The sequence below is a fragment of the Actinacidiphila oryziradicis genome (assembly GCF_005047355.1).
In the GTDB taxonomy this organism is placed as follows: Bacteria; Actinomycetota; Actinomycetes; order Streptomycetales; family Streptomycetaceae; genus Actinacidiphila; species Actinacidiphila oryziradicis.
Genome location: NZ_SUMC01000027.1, coordinates 105,013 through 126,000, shown reverse-complemented (window position 1 = coordinate 126,000; position 20,988 = coordinate 105,013). Strand labels below are relative to the sequence as shown.

Genomic DNA, 20,988 nt, shown 5'->3' with positions numbered 1-20,988 from the left:
GTGATCGTCCGGGGCGCCAGAGCGCTCCGCGCGGGCCAGTGGGGGAACCGGTGTTGAGCCGCGCCGGATCGGTTGCGACGGTGGGAACGGTGGAAGGTAGGGGCTATGGATGGTCAGGACCTGGTGCGGTCGCTGCGGGCGGTCGGGTCGGCGAACGGGCTGAGATCCGTCCGCGCGGGCTGGCGGCGGCACCGTACGGACTCCCGGGGCCTGCCGCGGCAGCGCGCGGAGCGGGCGCGGGTGCCCGGCTCGGCGCAGGGCACTGAGCCGCTGCCCGGCGGCGGTGTGGTGCGTTTCGCCCGGTCGGACCTGCGGGTGCGGGTGGCGGTGGGCGGGGCGGTGTTCTGCGGTTGGGGCGGTGCCGGGCCTGAGCCCTCGTACGCACTCGCCGGCTGCCCCGAGGCGGATGGCCGGGCGGTCATCGAGCCGGACAAGGACGGCTGGCGGGTGGTCTCGGAGCGGGTCACGGTGCTGGTGTCGAGGCACGGGGCGGTGGAGTTCCGTACGCCGGGCGGGCTGCTGCTGCGGCGTGATCTGCCCCCGCGCTGGTGGGACCCCCTGGAGACCGACCGGGCGGAGGGTGGCTCGCCGGCGGGTGGCTCGCGCTGGGTGCAGCGGTCGGAGACGGCCGCGGATGGTGCGGTGTTCGGTCTCGGTGGGCGCGCGTCGGGGCCGTTGCTGCGGGAGGGCGTCTACCGGCTGTGGAACACCGATCCGGGCGAGGCGTTCGGTCCGGACGACGACCCGCTGTACATCACGATGCCGGTACAGCTGGTGGTTGCGGACGCAGGGAGCCATCTGGTCTTCCACGACAACCCGTGGGACGGCCGGGTGGCCTTGCGCGATGGCGAGGAGGGTGCCGGGTCCGGGCACGACCGGCCGGGCGGCTGCGAACTGCGGGTGGACGGCGGGCCGCTGCGCTACTGGGTGCTCACCGGCACCCCGGCGCGGATCCTGGCCGGCTGGACGGCGCTGACCGGGCGGCCCGCGCTGCCGCCGCGCTGGGCGCTGGGCTACCAGCACTCGCGATGGGGCTTCGGTACCGCCGACGAGGTGCGGCGGGTGGCGGCCGGGTACCGCGACCGGGGCCTGCCGCTGTCCGCGCTGCATCTGGACATCGACCACCTCGACGGCCACCGGGTGTTCAGCGTGGACAAGGAGCGCTTCCCGGATCTGCCGGGGCTCGCCCGGGAGTTGGGCCAGGACGGGGTGCGGCTGGTGTCGATCATCGACCCCGCGGTGAAGGAGGAGCCGGGCGACCCTGTCTATGACAGCGGTACCGCCGCGGATGCCTTCGTACGGGACGCACGCGGCCGGAAGGTGCAGGGGGTGGTCTGGCCGGGTGAGGCGGTCTACCCGGACTTCACCGAACCGCGGGTGCGCAAGTGGTGGGGCGGGTTCTACGCGGAGCGGTTGGCGCAGGGTTTCTCCGGGGTCTGGCACGACATGAACGAACCCGTGTCCTTCACCCCGTTCGGCGAGACAACACTCCCCCGCTCGGCCCGGCACTCTCTGGAGGGGCGCGGCGGGGACCACCGTGAGGCCCACAATGTGTATGCGCTGTCGATGGCACGGGCGGGCTACGAAGGGCTGCGCGAACTGCGCCCGGATGTCCGGCCGTTCCTCTTCTCCCGCTCGGGCTGGGCGGGCATGCAGCGGTACGGCGGCACCTGGTCGGGCGATGTGTCGTCGGGCTGGCCCGGATTGCGCGCCTCGCTGTCCCTGGTGCTCGGACTGGGGCTGTGCGGGGTGCCGTACTCCGGTCCGGATGTCGGCGGCTTCGACGGTGAGCCGTCCGCCGAGCTGTATCTGCGGTGGTTCCAGATGGCGGCGTACTTCCCGTTCTTCCGTACGCATTCGTCGATCACGGCCGGACGGCGCGAGCCCTGGGAGTTCGGACCCGAGGTGCTGGAGCACGCCGGGGCCGCGCTGCGGGAGCGGGAGCGGCTCCTGCCGTATCTGTACACGCTGGCACATATGGCACGCCGTACGGGCGCCCCATATGTGCGGCCTTTGTGGTGGAACCATCCCGGGGACCGGAAGCTGCGCGGCTGTGAAGACGCCTTCCAGGTGGGTGATGCGCTGTTGGTGGCTCCGGTGCTGGAGCAGGGGTCGAACCTGCGTAGCCTGCGGCTTCCGCGCGGCCGGTGGTACGACACCTCCACCGGCAAGGCGCACCTGGGTCCGGGCCAGGTGCTGCTCGACGCGCCGCTGGGCCGGATCCCGGTGCTGGCGCGGGCGGGGGCGGTGCTTCCGGTGGCCGGTGCGGGCGGCGGGACCGAGCTGGAGGTGTGGGCGCCTGCCACGGGCCGGACCGGTGGCGGGCTACTGGTCACGGACGAGGGGGACGGATGGGCGGAGCCGCGGGTCGAGCGGTTCACGACACGGGTGGAGGACGGGGAGGTCGTGGTGGAGCGGGAAGGTTCCCAGAAGGTCGGCTATCCCGTACGGGTGCGGGGGGTGGTGTAGGGGCCGCGAGCCCGCCGGCGGGTCTCACGATCATGAGACTCCCGGCGCGGCCGACCCATCCTTACGTCCCGGGTGAGCCGCCTGTGCCCTCCTCCGCCGCTCAGCGGGCTGTATGTACCGGACCGGCGACCGGAACCACCCCCGTGGGCTCCGGATCACCGGTCCTTCCCACTGTGACGCGGAGCCGCCACTTCTGGTTCTTCCACCTGGCCGGTTCCCTCGATCGGTGGTACCGGGGCGACGGGCGAGGCTACGTGGTGGCGACCCGGCTGTGTTCGGCCGCCACCTTGGCCGCGTTCTCGACGACGGTGATCAGGACTTCCTTGGCCGATTCGCGATCGCGGGCGTCACAGAGCACCACAGGTACGTGCGGGTCGAGATCGAGCGCGTCGCGGACGGTATCGGTCGGGTGGCGGTCGGCGCCCTCGAAGCAGTTGACGGCGACGGTGAAGGGGATGCCGCGCCGCTCGAAGTAGTCGACGGCGGCGAAGCAGTCCTCCAGCCGGCGCGTGTCGGCCAGAACGACCGCACCGAGCGCCCCCTGGGCCAACTCGTCCCACAGGAACCAGAAACGGTCCTGGCCGGGCGTGCCGAAGAGGTAAAGGACCAGGTCCTCACGGAGGGTGATGCGGCCGAAGTCCATGGCGACGGTGGTGGTGGTCTTGGCCTCCACACCATCGATGTCGTCCACCGGCCGGCCCGCCTCGCTGAGCGTCTCCTCGGTGCGCAGCGGCCGGATCTCGCTCACTGCGCCGACCAGGGTGGTCTTGCCCACCCCGAAACCGCCGGCGACCAGGAGTTTCAGCGCGACCGGCTCGACGAAGGATCCTCGGCGGTCAGAGCGTCCGAAGACCATTGGTCTCTTCTCCCGATTCACCGTTTATGCAGGTCAGAGACATCCTTGGTCCTCGGGGGTCAGCAGACGGTCAGCCTCAGGAAAAGAACAGTACTACACGGTCACGACAGCATTTGCCCAGGGCATGGGCTCAACGGGCTTACGGCTGGGCGGAGATGAGATGCGGGTGTCCGCTTCCGGACCGCCGGTGCCAACGCCGTCGGCGGAGCGGGTGAGCCCCGGTCACGGCCGTCGGTCACAGCGCCCGGAGACGGCTGATCACCTCACGGAGGATGCCCGCGTCCGGCAGTTCCGCCGGCGGTACAGGCCTGCTGACATGGACCAGTTCGGCATCCAGGAGGTCACCCACGAGCACACGTACGACACCGACGGGCAGATCGAGGTCGGCGGCGAGTTCCGCGATGGACATCGGTTGGACCCGGCAGTACCCGACGATGTCGAGGTGCTCGGGCGAGAGAGTGCGGTCGGCGTGTGCCTCGGCGTCTTCCGAGCGGGACTCGGCGATCACCAGAGCGATCAGATCGAGCCTGCCCTCGGCGGCGTGGCTGGTGCGGCCGCGCGTCATCGCATACGGCCGCACCACCGGCCCGGCCGCGTCGTCGTACCAGCGGTCCGCTTCTGAACTCATGGCACCCCGTCAGCCGACTTTGGCGGTGCCGCCATCGGTCCGGGGAGCTGTGGCGAGGTGCACCCCGACCCGCTTGACCAGCAGTGCCATCTCGTAGGCCACCTGCCCGACGTCGGAGTCGGCGTCGCTGAGCACGGCGAGGCAGCTGCCGTCACCGGCCGCGGTGACGAACAGGAAGGCGTCGTCCAACTCGACCATGGTCTGCCGGACCTGGCCGGCCTCGAAGTGCCGGCCGACGCCCTTGGCGAGGCTGTGGAAGCCGGAGGCCACTGCGGCCAGGTGCTCGGCGTCCTCGCGGGTCAGGCCGTCCGATGCTCCGGTCGCGAGTCCGTCGCCCGAGAGCACGAGGGCCTTGCGGATGCTGGCCACGCGGGTGACCAGATCGTCAAGGAGCCAGCTCAGCTCGCGTGTCGGGCTCGATGGTGCGGTCATGGACCGTTCCCCTCCGTGGTCGTTCTCGATGCGCTTTCGCCCAATTCTGCCTGGTGGGCGTCGTCTGTATCCCCATCCCCGGTGGTCCGCCCGCGCTCCCAGCCGCGCTGCAGCGAGGCCATCCGGGCCCGTACCTCGTCGGGCGAGCGTTCGCGCATCGGCACCGCCCCGGTGGGCGCTCCCGGCCGTGCGGTCTCGCCGGTCGGGGTGTCCGCGCGAAGCTGTGGCGCCAGGCTCGCCTGACGGACCCGGCGTGGCAGTCCTCCGGTGGACGAGGGCGTCCGCTGCTGGCCGGTTACCTGGCGGCCGTTGTCGGCGACGAGCTCCGGGGCACGGCGGCGGCGCGGCAGGGCGTCGGGGGCGTCAGCAGCGGCAGCCGCGGCGGTCACGGGTTCCGCCGGGAACGGGCGGTGCTCTCGCGGCTCCTCGCCATGGCCCGGGGCCAGCCCCCACTGACGGAAGCTGTGCTCGGAGCCGGGCGGATCCTCGACGAGTCCGTCGAGCTCGAATTCGCCGGTGCGCGGTCCGCTGCTGTCGTCGGCGCCGTCGGTGAGCAAGTTGGACGGGATGAGGACGACGGCGGTGGTGCCGCCGTACGGGGAGGGCTTCAGGGAGACCCGTACGCCCTGCCGCTGGGCGAGCCGGCTGACCACGAAGAGGCCGAGCCGGTCAGTGTCGGAGAGCTCGAACTCGGGGGTCTCCGCGAGCCGGAGATTGGCTTCGAGCATGGCGTCGGGGGTGAGCCCGAGGCCGCGGTCGTCGATCTCCAGAGCGAAGCCGTTGGCGACCGTCTCGCCGTGCACCTGCACCATGGTGTGCGGGGGTGAGAAGACGGTCGCGTTCTCGATGAGTTCGGCGACCAGGTGGGTGACGTCCGCGACGGCCGGCCCGGCCACCGCGACCCGCGCCAACCGGCGGACCTCGACCCGCTCGTAGTCCTCGACCTCGGCAACCGCCGCGCGCACTACGTCCATGAGCTGGACCGGATTGCGCCACTGCCGTGAGGGCACGGCTCCGGAGAGGATGACCAGTCCCTCGGCGTGCCGCCGCATGCGGGTGGTCATGTGGTCGAGCCGGAAGAGGTCGGCGAGCTCCTGGGGCTCCTCGGTGCGCCGCTCCATGTCGTCGAGGAGGGTCAGCTGACGGTGCAGCAGGACCTGGCTGCGGCGTGCGAGGTTGACGAACACCTCGGAGACGCCGCGGCGCATCCGGGCCTGACGGACGGCAGCCTCGACGGCAGCCCGTTGCAGGGTGTTGAGGGCCTGGCCGACCTGGCCGACCTCGTCCCCCGAGTAGTCGAGGCGGGGCGCCTCGGTCTCGACGTCCACTTCCTCGCCGGCCGCGAGGCGGCGCATGACCCGGGGCAGCCGGGTGCCGGAGACCTCCTGGGCCTCGGTACGGAGCCGGGACAGGTCCCGGATGAGACTGCGGCCGATGCGTACCGAGATGACCAGGGTGGCGATGACCGCGAGCAGGCCGAGGCCCCCCACCGCGCCGGCGGTGCTCAGCACCCTGATGTCGTAGGAACGGTCCTGCTTGTCGTGCAGATCAGCGGCTTTGTTGTCGAGCTGGAGGAGGTCGTTCAGGCCCCCGGTCACCGTGGTCTGCCAGTGGGCTCCGTCGGCGACCCGGGGCGACCCGGTGGCGCCGCTGGCGATGAGGTCGTTCTCCGCGCTGCGCAGTGCGCGGCCGTCGTCGCTGACCCAGAAAGCGTCGTAGAGGGCACGCTCATCGGGGGTGACGAGCTTGAGGCTGTCCTGGTAGTACGCACGCTGTTCGGCGACGGCGAACGTGAAGGAGAGCATCTCGGAGTCGCTCATATGACCGGAGACGATGGCCCCGGTCATCAGGGAGTCCTCGCGGCTGATCGCCTCCCGGCCCCGGGAGACCGCGATCAGGGCACGGCTCTGCTTGTCGATCTGCGAGTCGTCGAGCCGATTGAGCGAGTCCAGGAAGTCATAACCCGGGTCGACCATCGAGTTGTACGAGTCGTAGGCGACGCTGCGGCTGATGCCGTCGTCGTCGACAGTGCGGCGCAGAGCGTCCAGACCGTCGAATTCCGCGAGGAGCAGGTCGAGCCGACGGAGGCTGTCGTCGGTCATGGTGCTGCGGTTGTCCGAGGAAGAGGCGTTGGTGCGGAGCTGCTTGAGGTCCTTGTCCGTGATTTTCTGCAGCTGGTGCAGGTTGGTCCTGGCATCCGAGCGGCTCGGGTCGGACAGGAAGAGCAGGGCGGCACGGCGCTCCTGCTGGATGGCGTGGATGGAATCCTCGACAGGATGGCCCACAAGGGTGATGGCCCGTTCCGCCTGGACCAGCTGCCAGACTTCCTGGCCGGTGACTGTCGCCGCGTAGGCCCAGACCGCTGTGAGAGACACCAGCGGAATGAGCAACAGCGCCACGATCTTCCGCCGGATCGTTGTTCCGCGAAAGCGCATGGCCTCCCCAAGGTCAAACCCGGTCAAGGGCGGTCGTGTTTGATCCAACAAACGGCGCGAGCCTACTACTGGAACCCGCGTAACCCGAAAGGGTGTCCGGCGTTTGGGGGAAGCACGTCAGATAAGTCCCATTTCTGACAGGGCGTTCCACCAGCGGTTCTGGCCGGAATGCCATGCCACCGGGAACCTTTGGCCACTTCCGATCGTGCATCTTCAGGGAGCCCCGACCGGAATGCATCCGGTGAAACCGGGCAGCAACCCTGTAGCCGGACATCAGTCGTCCAGGCGCACAACCCGTATCCCGCAGGGGAGCAGTATGGACACCGAGCAGCGTCTGTCATCACCCGACCGCGGCGATCCGGTCGAACAGGCACTGGATCGCGACATTCCAGCGCGCCGACGCCACTCGTTGTGGGCCGAGGAACCAGTCGGCACACCGAGGATGCCCGATCCCGTGCGCAATGCCGCGGTCCGTGCCGTACTCATCGTCTCGGTGACCATGATTCAGGCGGTTATCGCGATACTCGGGGCGGCAGGCCAGTCCTGGGTCGCCGCCCCCGCGATGCTCTTCACGATAGCGAGCACCGTGGTCGCCACGTGGTCCGTGCTGGACGTCTGGGTCACCCGTCAGGTGTGGAACCAGCGCAACGGCGTAGTGTCCAGCCCGAGCAGCGCGGCCCGCGCCCTGCGCCGGGAAAAGCGCCGCGAACACCGGGCAGCCCGGGCCGCGGCGCGGGCCCGGCCACCGCGGCAGGCCACCACCCCCGCCGGCAGCCCTACAACGGCTGCTCCGCGGGGCGTTTGAACATCCGCGTGGCGGTGATCTCGCCGTGCACCTGCTCGCCCTCCGGGTCCTGGGCGGGCAGGCCCGGCCGCAAGTGCTCCTCGACGCTGATGTACTTCAGCCCGGCACGCAGGTCCGCGTCATTGCGGAGCCGTACGACCAGCGGGAACTCGGCCAGGGCGGTCGTGTCGAAGAGACCGGTCGTGTAGATCAGCTGGACGCCCAGGGCGTCTGCCACCGCTCGCTGGAGCTCCAGCAGATAGGTGGCGTTGGCCCGGCCGATCGGATTGTCGAGGAAGAGCGTGCCCGCGTGCCGGTGGCGGTCCCGGCCACGGTCATTGCTGCGCAGCGCGGCCATCGTGCAGTACAGCGCGATGGCCGCGGTGAGCAGCTGGCCACCGGAGAACACATCACCCATCTGGCCGACCGGCACCCGCTCGGCACGCAGCACCGCGTCAGGCTTGAGGATCTCGACCGCGATTCCCTTCGGCTGGAGGGCCGCCCCGACCGCGCGCAGAAGCAGTGACATGCCGTCACGGCGCAGGTCGGAATTCTTCCGGACGGCGGCTCGGGTCGCCTCGTCGATCACCTCGCCGAGCCGATCGGTGAGCATCGCGTGGTCCGGGTCGTCGAAACGGATCCGCAGGAACTCCTGCCCCGACCACTCCCCGAGCCCCTCCGGAAGACGGGAGAGCCGCTGGGCGGAGCGCAGCGTTGTCAGCGAGGACTCCACCAGGCCGCGCAGCCGGTCCACGATGCTGTCACGGTTGCGCTCCAGCTGGGCCAGCTCGTCGGTGAGCACCCGCAGCCGGGGCGCGAAGGCCGCCGCCCAGGCTGCCGCGTGCTCGGGCAGCGCGGCGGCCGGCAGCTCGCGGATCTGCTGCCGGGCCGGGGTCTTCACCTGCTCGTAGCGCGCGGAGTTCGCGTGCCGTACGAGGACGTCGGACGCCTCGCGCAGCCGCGTCTCCGCCGAGGAGAGATCCGCGGCGCAGCCGCGCAGGCTGCGGCGTGCCTCGGCCGCTGCGGTACGGGCTTCCTCCAGCGAACCCGAGTACGGTTCCGGGTCCGGCTCGGCCTCCTCCGGCTGCCGGTCGCGGTCGCGGAGCAGGTCGCGCAGCAGGGCGGCGGTTTCGTCGAAGCCGCCCGCGGCGTCCGCGGCCATGTGGTGGGCGCGCACCAGGCCGGCGTGCTCGCTGCGGGCCTGCTCCAACGCTTCGGTGCGGACGGCGAGTTCGGCGTTGGCGCCGCGCAGCAGCTCCTGGGCGTGCTCCGCGTCTCGCGGCAACAGATCGTCGGGAAGCTCGGTATGGGCTTCACCGTGGGCCGGTGCGTGGCGCTCGACTTCGGCGCGCAGCCGGCCGAGCCGCTCGCTGGCAGCCGAGGCCCGGGACTCGATGGTCTGCACCAGCTGCTCCGCGCGGCCCGCCGCAGCCTGCCGGGACGGCCCGTCGGCACCATCCGTTCCCTCCAGCAGCAGGGCCGCACGGGTACGCACCTTGTTGGTGAGCCGCTCCAGCTCCGCCAGCGCGGAGTGCTCCGTGCTCTCGGCCCTGGCCTGCTCGGCACGGAGATCGGCACCGACGCCGACCTTCTCGTACACCTGTGACGCCGCGCGGTACGCCTCGCGCAGCGCGGGCAGGGAGCCGGCCCCGGGGTCGGCCACGGCGTCCGCAGCGCCGTCGGGGGCGCCCGCGATCTCGGACCGCTCGGCCCGCAGCACCCTGGCAGTGCGGCGGGCGTCGTCCGCGCCGCGCTGCGCGGCACGGCGGTCCTCGTCGGCCGCCCTCGCCAGCGCCAGGCACATCTCGGCCCGGGCCTCGGCCTCCGCCGCGTCCTCCGCCAGCTCACGCAGCCTGCGCTGCCAGTTGGCGCGCTCGCGCAGCCGGAACGCCAGCCCGGCCAGCGCGTCAGCGGCCCGGCGGGCCAGCTGTGCCGCTTCCTGCCGCTGGTCACGTAGCCGGGCGGCCTCAGCGGCCAGATCGTCCGCCTCCACGCGGGCGGTACGGGCCGCGGTGAGCTCCTCGCGCGCCGCACCCGCCGCCTCTCGGGCGGCCTCCACCGCCTCCGCGAGCTCCCGCAGCCGCCCCTGCGGGCACCCCGCGCGCCATGACTCCAGCCGGGCTGCCAGCGTCCGGTCGTGCGCGAGCCGGGCCGCCAGCGCCCGGATCTCCTCCTCCCGCGCGGTCGCCCGCGCCCTCAGCCCCTGCCGCTCGCCGTCCGCCGCCTGCTCGTCGTGCATCGCCGGGTTCGGCGGTACGAGGAAGACCTCTGGCTCCGCCCCCGCCGCCGGGGCAGGTGCCAGCAGCGCCGCCGCCGTGCCCACGGCCACGGTCGACCGGGGCAGCAGCGCGGCCTGCGCCAGCACTTCACGGGCCCGGCGGTGCGTCCCCGGGTCCGTGACGACCACGCCGTCCACCAGTTCCGGCCGCGCCGCCAACACTGCGGCATGGTCCGCCGGGTCGACGGCCTGCGCGAGATACCGCCATCCGGGCAGCGCCGGGATGCCGTGCTCGCCCAAGTACTCCACGGTGGCCAGCACATCCGGGCCCGGCGGCAGCAGACCGCCGTCGCCGAGCGCGGCCAGGATGCGGGCGTCGTCGGCCGCGGCGGTGCGCAGGTCGAACAGCTGCCGCTCGGCCGACGCCACCGCTCCCTCCAGCAACTCCCGCAACGGCTCCGCGAAAGCGTCGAGCTCCGCCGCCGTCAGCGGGCCACCAACGCTCCCCGCGCTCTTCTGCCGGTTCTCTCCGGGCAGCTGTCGGTAGCTTGCCCGCCCGGCAGTTCCTGTGGCGGACGGTGATCCGTCGGGAGTCGCCGGATCACGTGGCACCGCAGCAGTCACCGGCTGCTGCGGAGGGGTCACGCGACCCCGCGGCGAGCTTGGTACCGCCGAGGCACCTCCTCCGGCATCCTCCGACTCCGGGGAGTGGCCGATGCCCGCCGGCGCCGCCCCGTCAGCCGTGTCCCCACCAGGGGCGCCTGCGCCTGCGGACGCCCGAGGGCGGTCCGGCACCGCCCGGCCGCGTCCTCCGGCGTCGGCCGGCGGCGAAAGAGGGGAGGTGTCCGGCGACGTGACGACTGCGCCGGTCGCGCCCCCGCCGGGGATCTCGGCGGGGGGAGCGGATCGGCTCCGGTCCGGCGGCACCGGGCCACGCCGCACGGCGTCGGTGGCGCCGCCTGCGTCCGGGGCGCCGGCGCCTGCCGGTTGCGCCGAGTGCGCTACCGCCGCGCTGCGCCGTCGGGCTTCTGCCGGCTGCGCAGGGGCGGGGGAATCCGGCGGAGCGGGCTGCCGGCGGGCGGGCAGCGGGGCCTCGCCGGCGTCGTCGGCGAGCGCCTTGACCCCGGACTGCGGTGGAGGGGGGATACGCCGGCCCGGCCCGCCAGGTGCGCGCTCGCTGTCGTGCCGGTCAGCCGCGGCGGGGGCCGCCGGGCCGTCGAAGCCGTCAGGGCCGCAGGCCTCGTCGTCCGGGACGGGAGTGCCGCTGTCCGGGGCGATGCCGACGCCGTCCGGAGACGCCGGTCCGGCGGCGGCATCGCCGGTGGTGGAGGCCGAGACCCGGTCCGGACGGTACTGCTCGGCGGGGACGGCCCGCGGGGGGCCGGGGGGCTCGTCGCCGATGCGTACCGTCAGGCGGGCGCGGCGCGGGTGGTCCGCGGCGGAGGCGCCTCGGGGGGCCGGGATGGGGTCGGAGGGGGATGTTGGGGGGGCCGGGAGGCTGAGGAGTCCGGCGAGGCGCGGCTCGGCCGCGAGGGCGTCGGCCACGCGGGATTCGGCGGAGTGGGCGGTTTCCGCGGCGGCCAAGGCATCGGAGGCGCGGGCGGCGGCGAGTTCGGCCCGGCTGTCGGCGGCGGCGGCCTCACGGGCGGTATCGGCAGCACGCCGGGCGGCTTCACGGGCGGTGTGGACAGCGGCAGTGGCGGTCCTTTCGGCGTCGGAGGCTTCGAGGGCGGCACGGGCAGGGTCCGCGTCGGGGGCGGAGTCGTCGAGCCAGCCGGCGCGGACGGCTTCAGCGGTTTCCTGCTCGACCTCGGCGAGGCGCTGGCCAAGGTGGCCGGTTTCGCTGCGGGCGCGCTGGGCTTCGGTGGCGGCGGCGGTGGCATCGCGGTGCGCGGCTTCCGACTGGGCCTGGAGCCCGGCGGAGCGCTCTTCTTCGGCGTCGGCCTGCTGGTCGGCGTTGTCGGCGGCGGAGTGCAGGGCTCGTACGAGATCACCTGCGGCCTTCGTACGGGCGGCCAGTGCCGGGGCGGCGTCTCGTTCAGCCTCGCGGATGGCGGTGGTGACGCGGGAGAGGCGGTCGGCGGCCGCGCGGTGGCGCAGCACGGTCTCGGCGGCCTGCCAGGCGGACTGCAGGGTTCGAGCCTCGGTAAGCTCCCGGCGGAGCCCGGCGGAGCCCTTGCCCGCGGCGGCGAGAGCGAGAGAGGCGTGCCGGTAGGCGAGTTCGGCGGCGACCTGGGCGCTGCGGCCGCGGGCCTGCTCGGCGTCGGTGACCTCTCGGGCGGCGTGGGCCAGGGTGTTGGCAAGCTCTGTCGCCCGGCCGCGCTCCTGGTGGCCGCGGGCGGAGAGCCTGCGGGCGAGGCCCCGGGTGCGGCGTTCGGACTGGGTGTGGATGCCGCGTGCCTGTTCACGGGCGGCGGTGGTGTCCACGATGCGCTCGAGGAGTTCCAGGGAGCCCGCGGTGAAGTCCCGCTCGGCGGTGAGCTCGGCGCGGCGGCCGAGCTTTCCGGCGAAGCCGTGCACGAGATCGGCGAGCCCGTCCGTGTCGCGGGTGTCGGTGACCGCGCGCAGCAGCAGGTCGGTGAAGTCGGAGTCCTTCTTGACCGCGAAGAGGCCGGCTGCCTCACCCTCGTCCGCGTTCATCTCCCGCTGGTAGCGGAAGAGTTCGGGGTCCAGGCCCAGTTCGCCGAGGTGTTCGTTCCAGCGGTCGTGGATCTCCACCCACACCACGTCGAGGTGGGGGTAGTACTTCCCGGCGTCGGTGATCGCGTCCCGGAAGCCCTTCATCGTGCGGCGGCGGCCGCGGGCTCCGGAGGCTCCTTCGGCCGATGGCCGTACGGCGGTGGACTCGGCGACCGGGAGGGAGTCCAGGCTCAGCCCCGGGCCGGGCCGGAAGGAGTACCAGGCCTCGGCGAACTTGCGCGGATCGGAGGAGACCTGGCGGCCCCGCCACTCACTGACCTTGCCGACCACGACGAGCTCGCCGGTGATGGTGTGCTGCCATTCCAGGGCGACATGGCCGCAGTCGTCGGCCAGCAGGAATTTGCGGAGCACGCCGGAGCTGGCGCCGCCGAGGGTGTTGCGGTGGCCCGGCAGCATCACCGAGAAGATCAGCTTGAGCAGGACGGACTTGCCGCCGCCGTTCTCCAGGAAGAGCACTCCGGCGGGTGCGGGGCGGCGTGGCGGGCCGGTGGGTTCGTCCTCGAAGAACTCGGCCTGGGCGGGTGCGGGCTGCGGTACGGGTTCGCCGACCCCGCGCAGGTCCAGGACGGTGTCGGCGTAGCGCGCACCGGCGGGCCCGATCGAGTAGAGACGGACCCGGGACAGCTCGTACATGGCGGCGGACTCTCGTAGTGGTTCGGGAGGTTCAGGAGCGGAGAGGTTCAGGAGTGGAAGGGAAGGCCCGCGTCGGCGACGAGGTCCAGGTCCTCGGTGCCGTCCGGCGCGAGCAGCGTCGCGGAGGCGTCGGCGACGGGGACGACGCCGAGCTCCAGCAGCTCGGCCATGGCGGCGCTGCCCGCCATGTCGCGGACCTGCAACTGGTAGCGGGCTGTGGTGCGGTAGGTGCCGCCCGCGTCGTCGCCGGTGCGCTGCAGGAAGCCGGAGTCGACGAGGAAGGCGACCGCCTTGCCGATGATGCCGGTGGTGGACCCGGCGAGTCTGCGGGCGTCCTTGGTCGCGCCGGTGGCGCTGCGCCGGATGTAGACCCGCCAGGCGGCCTCCAGGCCCGGGGCGTCGCTGGCCGGGTCGGTGTTCTCGCCCTGCTCGTCGGCTCGCTCCTCCAGCCGGCGGCAGGCCTGGCGGACGAATCCGTCGACGCCGTTGACGGTGATCCGGCCGATGTATCCGTCGTCGGCGAGATCCTCGGGGCGGGGGAACGCCATGGCGGCCGTCGCGAGGTGGGCCAGGCCGTGCAGGAAGCGGTCGCTGGAGTCGGAGGCGGCGCGACGCGAGTAGTCGCCCATGCGGACGGCGAAGACGGACTCCTCGGCGGCGGCGACGGCCATTCCGGCGCGCGGTGACACTTCGAGGACGATGAGGCCGAGCCCGGCCGCGACAGCGTCGGTGAGCCGGGCGAAGGGGGGGTCCTCGCGGTGACGGCGGATCAGTTCGGCGTACTCGGCGTCGCGGGCGGGGAGCAGTTTCGGCTGGAGGCCGAAGGAGACGAGACGCGCGGCGTCGGTGGCGTCAGCGGGCGTGACTGCCGACGGGCCGGTGGGCGCGGCCGTGGGCGCTCCGACGTACGAGGCTGGATGCGCCGCGTCATCTGACGCTTCGCGGTACTCGCTCACTGGTTTGCCTCCTCGGTACGGATGGTGGTTCGCCTGTCGGCGCGGGGCCGCCGGATTGCGGTCGGCCGGATGCCGCCGGGCAGCGCCGTCCCGGTTGCCCGCCGTCGCGGCGGACGGATCGCCCGGTCCCGTCCCCGGCCCCGCGGGGACAACGTTCGCGGGAACCGGGGGCAACGCCCCGGGTCTCCTGAGGCTGCCGCTTCACGCCGGACCCGCGGGGCGCGAGCGCCCAGGGTTCCAGCAGGCGTCGCTCCGCGCCCGGCGCGCAAGGTTCGCGAGCAGGCCCCCGGGAATGCGTTTTGCGACAGGCGCGGGCCGGCGGGGGGACGGGGCAGGGTCACGCCGGCCATCCCCGCATCACGCTCCCTCCGAGCGCTCGGCGGCCATGCCGGCCGCGTCCAGTCGGGCGGTGCCGACGATGAGGTCGGCGCCGCCGAACTCGGGATCGTCGAGCTCGGTGCCGTCGTCGACGGCGAAGAGCAGCCGCTGTTCACCCTGCCGGTAGGCGGTGCCGACCGGGGGGCTGGCGGCGTGCACAGCCAGCAGGGCGACCAGGTACGGGAGTTCGGGGTCACGGCGGCGGCCTTCGGCGAGCAGGCCGGAGAGCCGGCGTGGGGCGTCGTGCGGCAGGTCGAGGAGCTCCATGGCGGACTCCAGCTGCGCGTCGCTGAAGCGGCTGTCGTCGGGGGTGGCGACCAGATCGGGTTCGGGCATCGCCGCCCCCAGGTGCTCGCGCTCCAACGGCGGGGTCAGCAGGGCATCGACCAGGTCGCTCACGCGCACCGACACCGGGGTGCGCAGTCCGGTGCCGCGGGCGAAGAAGGCGTCGGTGACGCTCGTCGCCCGCTCCACGGGAAGCGGGAGCACGGGGGCGACGAGCTGCCCGTAGAGATCGAGCATGCCGACGAGCGCGCTGCCGGGCGGGGCCGCGAAGGCCTGGCGGTCCTGTTCGGCGCGGAAGAGCGGGCCGGCTTCGAGCAGCCGGGACTGCAATTGCGTATGGCGGCGGATGCAGTCCTTGACGATGTCCACGAGCTCGGCGGCGCGGCGCTTGTGCTCCTGCTCCTCGGACTCGTCGCGGGCTTTGCGGATGTTGGTAAGGATCGCGTTCTCGTGCCGATAGCGGTCGGCGACATGGTCGAGCGCCTCGGCGATCATGTCGGGGACGGTACGGAGCCAGTCCACGGCGCGTACATTACGCCGGGTGGCCTCCAGGGCGCGGCGCAGTGTCTCGGCGTACTGCACCGTGCGGTAGCGGGCCTGCTCGGCGGCGAGCTGGGCGTCGGCGAGCCGCCCGCGGTTGATCAGCACCTCCAGTTTGACCTCGGCGGCGATCTGGGCACTGGTGACGTCGGTGTCCAGGGCGCCGACGAGCACATTGACCGCCTCATCGGTGGTGCGCAGATAGATGCTGCCGCCGGGTCCGGCGACCTCCTCGATCAGCTTGAAGTCGTAGTCGCGACGCACATACGCGCCGTCCGGGCCGAAGGTCCCGTACACGGCGCGGAAGCCGCGGTCCACGCTGCCGACATTGATCAGATTCTCCAGCACCCAGCGGGCGACCCGTTCGTGCTCGTCCGCGGGCCGTCGCGGGGTCTGCGCGGCGATACGCGGGAGCAGACGGGAGATTATCTGCTCATGGTCGGCGCCGGTGTCGAAGTCCATGTTGAGGGTGACGAGATCGATGGCGGCGAGAGCCACCTCCGCCATCGCGTAGACCGAGTACTCGCCTGCCAGATTGGCCTTGCGCACATCGAGGTCGTGCAGCGGCGCGGTGCAGGCGAGTGCCTTCAGCCGACGGGCCAGGCCCTCGTCCGCGGCGGGCCCCGGCGCGAGGCGCACACCGCTGCTGTGCTGGTGGGAGACGGTAATGGTCACGACGCCCAGATTAGGCGGTCGCACTGACAACGGCCGAAACGGCGCGGACGCGGTGGGAATTGTGCGGGCGATACCCGAGGCCTATGTTCCGTGCTGTTACGCGCGTCACCCTCGGCATCCCGCATCCCACCGTCCCTGGAGAGGCACATGCCCCACCCGCAGCTCCCGTCCGGACCCCAAGCCCGACGCCGGTACCAGGAGTTGACCGCACAGGACCGTAAGGCTTTCTTCGCCGCCTGGCTCGGCTACGCCATGGATGGCTTCGACTTCGTCCTCATCGCCCTGGTGCTCACCGTGATCTCGCAGGAGTTCCACCTCTCCACCGTCACGGCCGCGACCCTGGTCTCGGCCGCTTTCATCTCCCGCTGGTTCGGCGGCATGGCGATCGGCGCTCTGGGCGACCGCTTCGGCCGGCGGCCGGCCATTGGGCTGAGCATCGCCCTGTACGCGTTGGGCTCGGCGCTCCGCGGCTTCGCGTGGGACTACTGGTCGCTGTTCGCGTTCCGTATGGTCATCGGTCTGGGCATGGCCGGGGAGTCCGCCGCAAGCGCCACCTATGTGCTGGAGAGCTGGCCCGAACGGCTGGCGCAACAAGGCGAGCGGGATCCTGCTGTCCGGCTACCCCTTGGGAGCGGTGCTCGCCGCCAAGTGCTACGCGTGAATAGTGCCGCACGCCGGCTGGCGGGTGCTGTTCTGGTTCGGCATCGTCCCCGTCGTCCTCGCGATCTATCTGCGCGGACGGCTCCCCGAGGCGAGGGAATGGCGGGAGTCCAGCGAACGGGAGCGTCCGGTCAGCGTCACGGCCGTGCTCTTCACCGGCCGCCGGTCCGCCTGGAATGTGCCCATCGGCGCGGCGGCCGCCCTCGGTGTGTTCCTCGTGCTGTGCCATCAGTCGCTGACCGTCACTCTGCTGCTCGGTCGCCCTGGTCACGGCCTGCTTCATCGCCTTCGCCGTGCAGTTCGCCGGCCGGCTGTGGCCGGTCACGGTGGTCCTCATGGTCACCGTCTTCTGCGGATTCCTGTATTCCTGGCCCTTGCAGTCGCTGTTGCCGACGTATCCGAGGACCGAGCCGCACTACGACCCCGGCCAGGTCTCAAACGCCCTGCTGTACGCCGGGACCGGCTACGCGGCGGGCAGTGTGCTGGTGTGCCTCGCCGGGGACCGTTTCGGCACCCGGCGGGCATATGTGGGGATGCTGCTGCTGTCGCTGCTCTTCGTCATACCCGTGTTCGCCGTCGGCGGCAGCCACATCGTGGCGCTGTGGGTGCTGCTGTTCTGCCTCCAGGGCACCGGGCAGGGTGCCTCCGGCGTACTTCCGAAGTACGTCTCCGGCCACTTCCCGGTCGGGTTCCGGGCCGCCGCGCTGGGCTTCACCTACAACGTCGGCGCGTTGGGGGGTGCCGCGGCGCCCGTACTCGGCGCGAAGCTCGCGGAACCCCTCAGCCTCGGCACAGCGATCGCGGTGCTGGCGCTCTCCCTGACCGCGGTGGTGATCCTGCTGATCGGCTTCGACGTCCCGGCACGGGTGCACTCCTGGGCGGACGCCCGGCGCCCCGCGCTACCGTCGCGCGCTGTCCTCAACTCCCGGACAGGCCTGGAGACCGGGCCCTGACCCGGCGTCCAGCGAGGCGAGCGCCCACGCCGTGGTGTGCCGCGCCCGGGCGTCCAGCAGCGAGTCGGTGCCGGCCATCCGGTGCCGGACCTCCAGCAGGGCCAGACGGGCGAGGTCCGGCAGGAGGTCCGTGCAGCGGTCCGCGATCCATTTGGTGCCACGGGTGGCCATCCACCACGCCCCTGCGGCCCGGCCCGGCCCCGGCCCGTCCAGGGTCCGGGCGGGCGCCGCGCCGGTGGCGTGTCCTGCCGCGGCCAGTACGGCGTGGAACTCGCGGGCGATCAGCCGGTGCCCCAGTTCGCTGGGGTGCAGCCGGTCCACGCTCCACAGGGCTCGGTCAGTCACCCAGCTGGGCCCGGCCAGATGGACGTGAATGGCGCCGTGCCGCTCCGACAGCGCGTGCACCACCGCGTTCACCGCCCCCATCCGCCGGGCCAGCGGGCGGGCCAGCGCTTCCGGCAGGCCCAGCATCTGCCCCGGGTCCGGCAGGCACGCGGTGAGGACGACGGTGCCGTCGGCGCGCAGCGTGCCGAGGACGGCGTGCAGGCGCTGGGCGATGGCCTGGATGTCGTACGAGCCGCGCAGAGTGTCGTTGACCCCGACGAGTACCGATGCCAAGTGCGGGCGTACGAGGCGTGCCTCCGCCAGCTGCCGCCCGGCCACGTCGGTGGTGAGCGCCCCGCTGCTGCTGACGTTCAGCAGCGTCGCGTCCCGCGGTCCGGCGGTGAGCCCTTCGGCGAGCAGCGCCGCCCAGCCGCGCCAGCCGCCGCCCGGTACGGGGTCGCCGAGGCCGGCGGTGAGCGAGTCGCCGAGGGCGGCGAAGCGCAGTATCTGCGGCGTGGCGGTCATGGCGCCGCCTTGCGCAGGGCCGTACGGGACACCGTGTCGTGGGCGGCGAGGAAGGCGTCCACCGCGGCGGGCCAGGCGTAGCGTCCGGCCTGGGCACGGGCGATGGCGCGGCGGATGTGTTCGGGGCGGGCGAGGACGGACTGGACGGCTGCGGCGAACGCGGGGCCGTCGTCGGTGGCGGCGGCGCCGGCGGGGCCGATGAGATCGGGCAGGGCGGAGAGCGCGCTGGCGACGACGGGGGTGCCGCAGGCGAGGGCTTCGAGGGCGGCGAGGCCGAAGGTCTCGGCGGGGCCGGGAGCCAGGACGACATCCGCGGTGGCCTGCAGAGCGGAGAGCGAGACCCGGTCGGCGATGTGCCCGAGAAAGGTGACCGGCAGCCCTGCGGCCCGCGCGCCGGCTTCCAGGCGGGGCCGCAACGGCCCCTCCCCCGCGACGATGAGCACCGCGTCGAGCCCGCAGCGCCGCAGCACCGCGAGCGCCTCCATGGCCCGCCCGGGGCGTTTCTCCGGGGAGAGCCGGGAGCACATGGCCAGGAGCACCTGGTCGTCGGTGGCATACCGACTGCGCAGTGCCGTGCTGTGGTGCCGCGGGTCGCAGTGGTCGAGGTCGACACCGAGCGGAGCGCGTACGACATTGCGCGCGCCGATCCGCTCGAACTCGCCGGCCGCCCAGTCAGTGGTGCAGACGATGCGGGAGAAGGCCCGGGCACTACGGAGATTGAGCCTGTCGGCGACCGCCCTGGCGGCGCCGGCCGGCACGCCCCAGGTGCGGAGGACTCCGTCGACGCTCTCGTGGGAGACCATGACTGCCGGGACGCGCCGTCTGCGCGCCCACGCACCGGTCCAGCGCAGCGTCGTACGGTCGGACACCTCCAGCCGGTCCGGCGCCAGTTCCTCGAGCAGGCGCTCCAGCCGGCGGCGGCCGGCCAGTACCCGGTAGCCGCCGGTGCCGGGCAGCATGAGGCCGGGGAGGGTGATCACCCGGCCCTGGACAGTGAGTTCGTCCCGCGGGGCCGCTCCGGGGACGATGAGCACCGGTTCGTGGCCGGCCTCCAGGTAGCCGGTGCCCAGGTGTGTCAGCGCGGTGCGCAGGCCGCCGGAGACCGGGGTGACGAAGTTGGCGAGGCGGACGATCCGCAGCGGGCTTCCGGGCGGTGTCATGCCGCCACCGCCGTACGGGCGTCGAGGACCTGGTCGTAGTGGTCAAGCAGCAGATCCCCGACGGTTTCCCAGGTGCGGGCCGCCACCGCGGCACGCCCGGCCCGGCCGTATTCCGCGCGCAATGCGGGCGATACGGCGAGCAGCCCCACGGCGTCGCGTACCGCGTCCGCGTCGCCCGGCGGGACCAGCAGACCGGTGACGCCGTGGTCCACCAGGTCCAGCGGGCCGCCGGCGGCCGGGGCTACCACCGGCAGGCCGCTGGCCATGGCTTCCTGGACGGTCTGGCAGAACGTCTCGAACGGGCCGGTGTGGGCGAACACATCCAGCGAGGCGAAGATCCGGGCCAGCTCGTCGCCGGTGCGGCGGCCGAGGAAGACCGCCCCCGGCAGCGTCTCACGCAGCGTCGGTGCGCTCGGCCCGTCGCCGGTGACGACCACCCGCACGCCGGGCAGGGCGCACACACCGGCGAGCAGTTCCACGTGCTTCTCCGCTGCGAGCCGGCCCACGTACCCGACGAGGACCTCGCCGCCGGGCGCGAGTTCGCGGCGCAACGCCTCGTCCCGGCGCCCCGGCCGGAAGCGTACGGAGTCCACCCCGCGCGGCCACAGGTGGACGCGCGGCACGCCGTGCTGCTCCAGGTCGCGCAGCGAGGCCGTGGAGGGCGCGAGGGTCCGGTCGGCGGCGCTGTGGACGGTGCGTATCCGGCGCCACGCGGTGTTCTCGCCGAGGCTGAGGTAGGTGCGGGCGTAACCCGCCAGGTCGGTCTGGTAGACGGCCACCGCGGGGACATGCAGCCGGGTGGCCGCCGCCATGCCCCGCACGCCGAGCACGAAGGGGCTCGCGAGGTGGACGAGATCGGCACGGTGCGCGGCTATGGCCGCAGCCGTGCGGCGGCCGGGCAGGGCGACGCGGACCTGCGGGTAACCGGGCAGTGGGAGGGAGCGGACCCGGACGACCGGGCAGGGGTCCTGGCCGGTCGGCGGGTCCTGCGGACCGGCCGGGGCGATCACGAGCGGCTCATAGCCGCGTCTGGCCAGGTGCTCGGCCGTGCGCAGGGCGCAGTGGGCCACACCGTTGACATCGGGAGGGAAGGATTCGGTGACGATGGCGACTCGCATACCGACGTTGTCGGCGCCCCGGACGTGATCCTGGCCACGTGGATCTTTCGGCCCGAAGAACTCACCGTGAGCGTTCGCCGCCGCCCTCCCCCGCGGGGGGCCGGGCCCGGTCCGACGACTCCGGACGCGTTCCTCTCCCAACAGCCTGCCCGGCCCGGAACGCCACCGACAGGGCTGCCGCGCCGGTGCCGGCCGCCGGGTCCTGGCGGCGCCGGAGCCACCGCGACCCGAGCCGCGGCAGCGATCCTGGGAGCCCTGC

13 protein-coding genes and 1 pseudogene are annotated in these 20,988 nt (G+C 72.9%); 4 read left to right on the top strand and 10 right to left on the bottom strand.

Annotation, left to right across the window (positions count from 1 at the left end; all coding sequences use genetic code 11):
• Positions 1 to 105 precede the first annotated feature (105 nt).
• On the top strand, positions 106 to 2,469 hold the full coding sequence (locus tag FCI23_RS26280; RefSeq protein ID WP_136726400.1) for a glycoside hydrolase family 31 protein: 2,364 nt from the start codon (positions 106 to 108) through the stop codon (positions 2,467 to 2,469).
• 250 nt (positions 2,470 to 2,719) lie between these two features.
• Here FCI23_RS26280 and FCI23_RS26275 read toward each other — a convergent pair whose 3' ends face one another.
• The 4 genes from FCI23_RS26275 to FCI23_RS26260 all read right to left on the bottom strand — a co-directional run bounded on the left by FCI23_RS26275 (position 2,720) and on the right by FCI23_RS26260 (position 6,820).
• The gene (locus tag FCI23_RS26275) at positions 2,720 to 3,325 is read right to left on the bottom strand and encodes a GTP-binding protein (protein WP_136726399.1); all 606 of its coding nucleotides are present in this window, start codon (positions 3,323 to 3,325) and stop codon (positions 2,720 to 2,722) included.
• A 235-nt stretch (positions 3,326 to 3,560) separates the two neighbouring features.
• On the bottom strand, positions 3,561 to 3,953 hold the full coding sequence (locus FCI23_RS26270) for a DUF742 domain-containing protein (RefSeq protein WP_136726398.1): 393 nt from the start codon (positions 3,951 to 3,953) through the stop codon (positions 3,561 to 3,563).
• A gap of 9 nt (positions 3,954 to 3,962) precedes the next feature.
• Positions 3,963 to 4,385: a roadblock/LC7 domain-containing protein gene (locus FCI23_RS26265; protein ID WP_136726397.1), complete on the bottom strand. Its 423-nt coding sequence runs from the start codon at positions 4,383 to 4,385 to the stop codon at positions 3,963 to 3,965.
• Positions 4,382 to 6,820 carry a sensor histidine kinase gene (locus tag FCI23_RS26260; protein WP_136726396.1) on the bottom strand — a complete coding sequence of 813 codons (2,439 nt, stop codon included), beginning with the start codon at positions 6,818 to 6,820 and terminating at the stop codon, positions 4,382 to 4,384. Before FCI23_RS26260 ends, FCI23_RS26265 begins: the two co-directional genes overlap by 4 nt.
• A 316-nt stretch (positions 6,821 to 7,136) precedes the next feature.
• On the opposite strand from FCI23_RS26260, the gene FCI23_RS26255 reads away from it, so the two are divergent.
• Entirely contained in the window at positions 7,137 to 7,625 is a 489-nt protein-coding gene (locus FCI23_RS26255; RefSeq protein WP_211265480.1) for a hypothetical protein, read from the top strand.
• Here FCI23_RS26255 and FCI23_RS26250 read toward each other — a convergent pair.
• From FCI23_RS26250 to FCI23_RS26240, 3 genes are all read right to left on the bottom strand, one after another.
• Positions 7,597 to 13,155: a hypothetical protein gene (locus FCI23_RS26250; protein ID WP_136726395.1), complete on the bottom strand. Its 5,559-nt coding sequence runs from the start codon at positions 13,153 to 13,155 to the stop codon at positions 7,597 to 7,599. The genes FCI23_RS26255 and FCI23_RS26250 overlap by 29 nt on opposite strands.
• 47 nt (positions 13,156 to 13,202) lie before the next feature.
• Complete coding sequence (locus FCI23_RS26245) at positions 13,203 to 14,111, bottom strand: hypothetical protein (RefSeq protein ID WP_246143998.1); 909 nt, start codon at positions 14,109 to 14,111, stop codon at positions 13,203 to 13,205.
• Between the two features lie 357 nt (positions 14,112 to 14,468).
• Positions 14,469 to 15,989: a hypothetical protein gene (locus tag FCI23_RS26240; RefSeq protein WP_211265479.1), complete on the bottom strand. Its 1,521-nt coding sequence runs from the start codon at positions 15,987 to 15,989 to the stop codon at positions 14,469 to 14,471.
• A 147-nt stretch (positions 15,990 to 16,136) separates the two neighbouring features.
• On the opposite strand from FCI23_RS26240, the pseudogene FCI23_RS63890 reads away from it, so the two are divergent.
• Together FCI23_RS63890 and FCI23_RS60080 are read left to right on the top strand one after the other, a co-directional pair.
• Positions 16,137 to 16,514, top strand: a pseudogene (locus FCI23_RS63890) (MFS transporter); the annotation flags it as partial.
• A 428-nt stretch (positions 16,515 to 16,942) separates the two neighbouring features.
• Positions 16,943 to 17,602, top strand: coding sequence for an MFS transporter (locus tag FCI23_RS60080; protein ID WP_246143996.1), 660 nt, complete (start codon positions 16,943 to 16,945; stop codon positions 17,600 to 17,602).
• Here the strand turns inward: FCI23_RS60080 and FCI23_RS26230 are convergent.
• The 3 genes from FCI23_RS26230 to FCI23_RS26220 are packed head-to-tail and all read right to left on the bottom strand — an operon-like array spanning position 17,549 to position 20,729.
• Entirely contained in the window at positions 17,549 to 18,451 is a 903-nt protein-coding gene (locus FCI23_RS26230) for an SGNH/GDSL hydrolase family protein (RefSeq protein ID WP_136726394.1), read from the bottom strand. The genes FCI23_RS60080 and FCI23_RS26230 overlap by 54 nt on opposite strands.
• Complete coding sequence (locus FCI23_RS26225; protein WP_136726393.1) at positions 18,448 to 19,611, bottom strand: glycosyltransferase; 1,164 nt, start codon at positions 19,609 to 19,611, stop codon at positions 18,448 to 18,450. The genes FCI23_RS26230 and FCI23_RS26225 overlap by 4 nt, the downstream gene beginning before the upstream one ends.
• Positions 19,608 to 20,729 carry a glycosyltransferase family 4 protein gene (locus FCI23_RS26220; RefSeq protein ID WP_136726392.1) on the bottom strand — a complete coding sequence of 374 codons (1,122 nt, stop codon included), beginning with the start codon at positions 20,727 to 20,729 and terminating at the stop codon, positions 19,608 to 19,610. Before FCI23_RS26220 ends, FCI23_RS26225 begins: the two co-directional genes overlap by 4 nt.
• Positions 20,730 to 20,988: the final 259 nt, after the last annotated feature.

Bases quoted from the DNA above. Each gene is read 5' to 3' on its own strand.
- FCI23_RS26280 (WP_136726400.1), top strand. From the start codon at position 106: ATGGATGGTCAGGACCTGGTGCGGTCGCTGCGGGCGGTCGGGTCGGCG.
- FCI23_RS26275 (WP_136726399.1), bottom strand. From the start codon at position 3,325: ATGGTCTTCGGACGCTCTGACCGCCGAGGATCCTTCGTCGAGCCGGTC.
- FCI23_RS26270 (WP_136726398.1), bottom strand. From the start codon at position 3,953: ATGAGTTCAGAAGCGGACCGCTGGTACGACGACGCGGCCGGGCCGGTG.
- FCI23_RS26265 (WP_136726397.1), bottom strand. From the start codon at position 4,385: ATGACCGCACCATCGAGCCCGACACGCGAGCTGAGCTGGCTCCTTGAC.
- FCI23_RS26260 (WP_136726396.1), bottom strand. From the start codon at position 6,820: ATGCGCTTTCGCGGAACAACGATCCGGCGGAAGATCGTGGCGCTGTTG.
- FCI23_RS26255 (WP_211265480.1), top strand. From the start codon at position 7,137: ATGGACACCGAGCAGCGTCTGTCATCACCCGACCGCGGCGATCCGGTC.
- FCI23_RS26250 (WP_136726395.1), bottom strand. From the start codon at position 13,155: ATGTACGAGCTGTCCCGGGTCCGTCTCTACTCGATCGGGCCCGCCGGT.
- FCI23_RS26230 (WP_136726394.1), bottom strand. From the start codon at position 18,451: ATGACCGCCACGCCGCAGATACTGCGCTTCGCCGCCCTCGGCGACTCG.
- FCI23_RS26225 (WP_136726393.1), bottom strand. From the start codon at position 19,611: ATGACACCGCCCGGAAGCCCGCTGCGGATCGTCCGCCTCGCCAACTTC.
- FCI23_RS26220 (WP_136726392.1), bottom strand. From the start codon at position 20,729: ATGCGAGTCGCCATCGTCACCGAATCCTTCCCTCCCGATGTCAACGGT.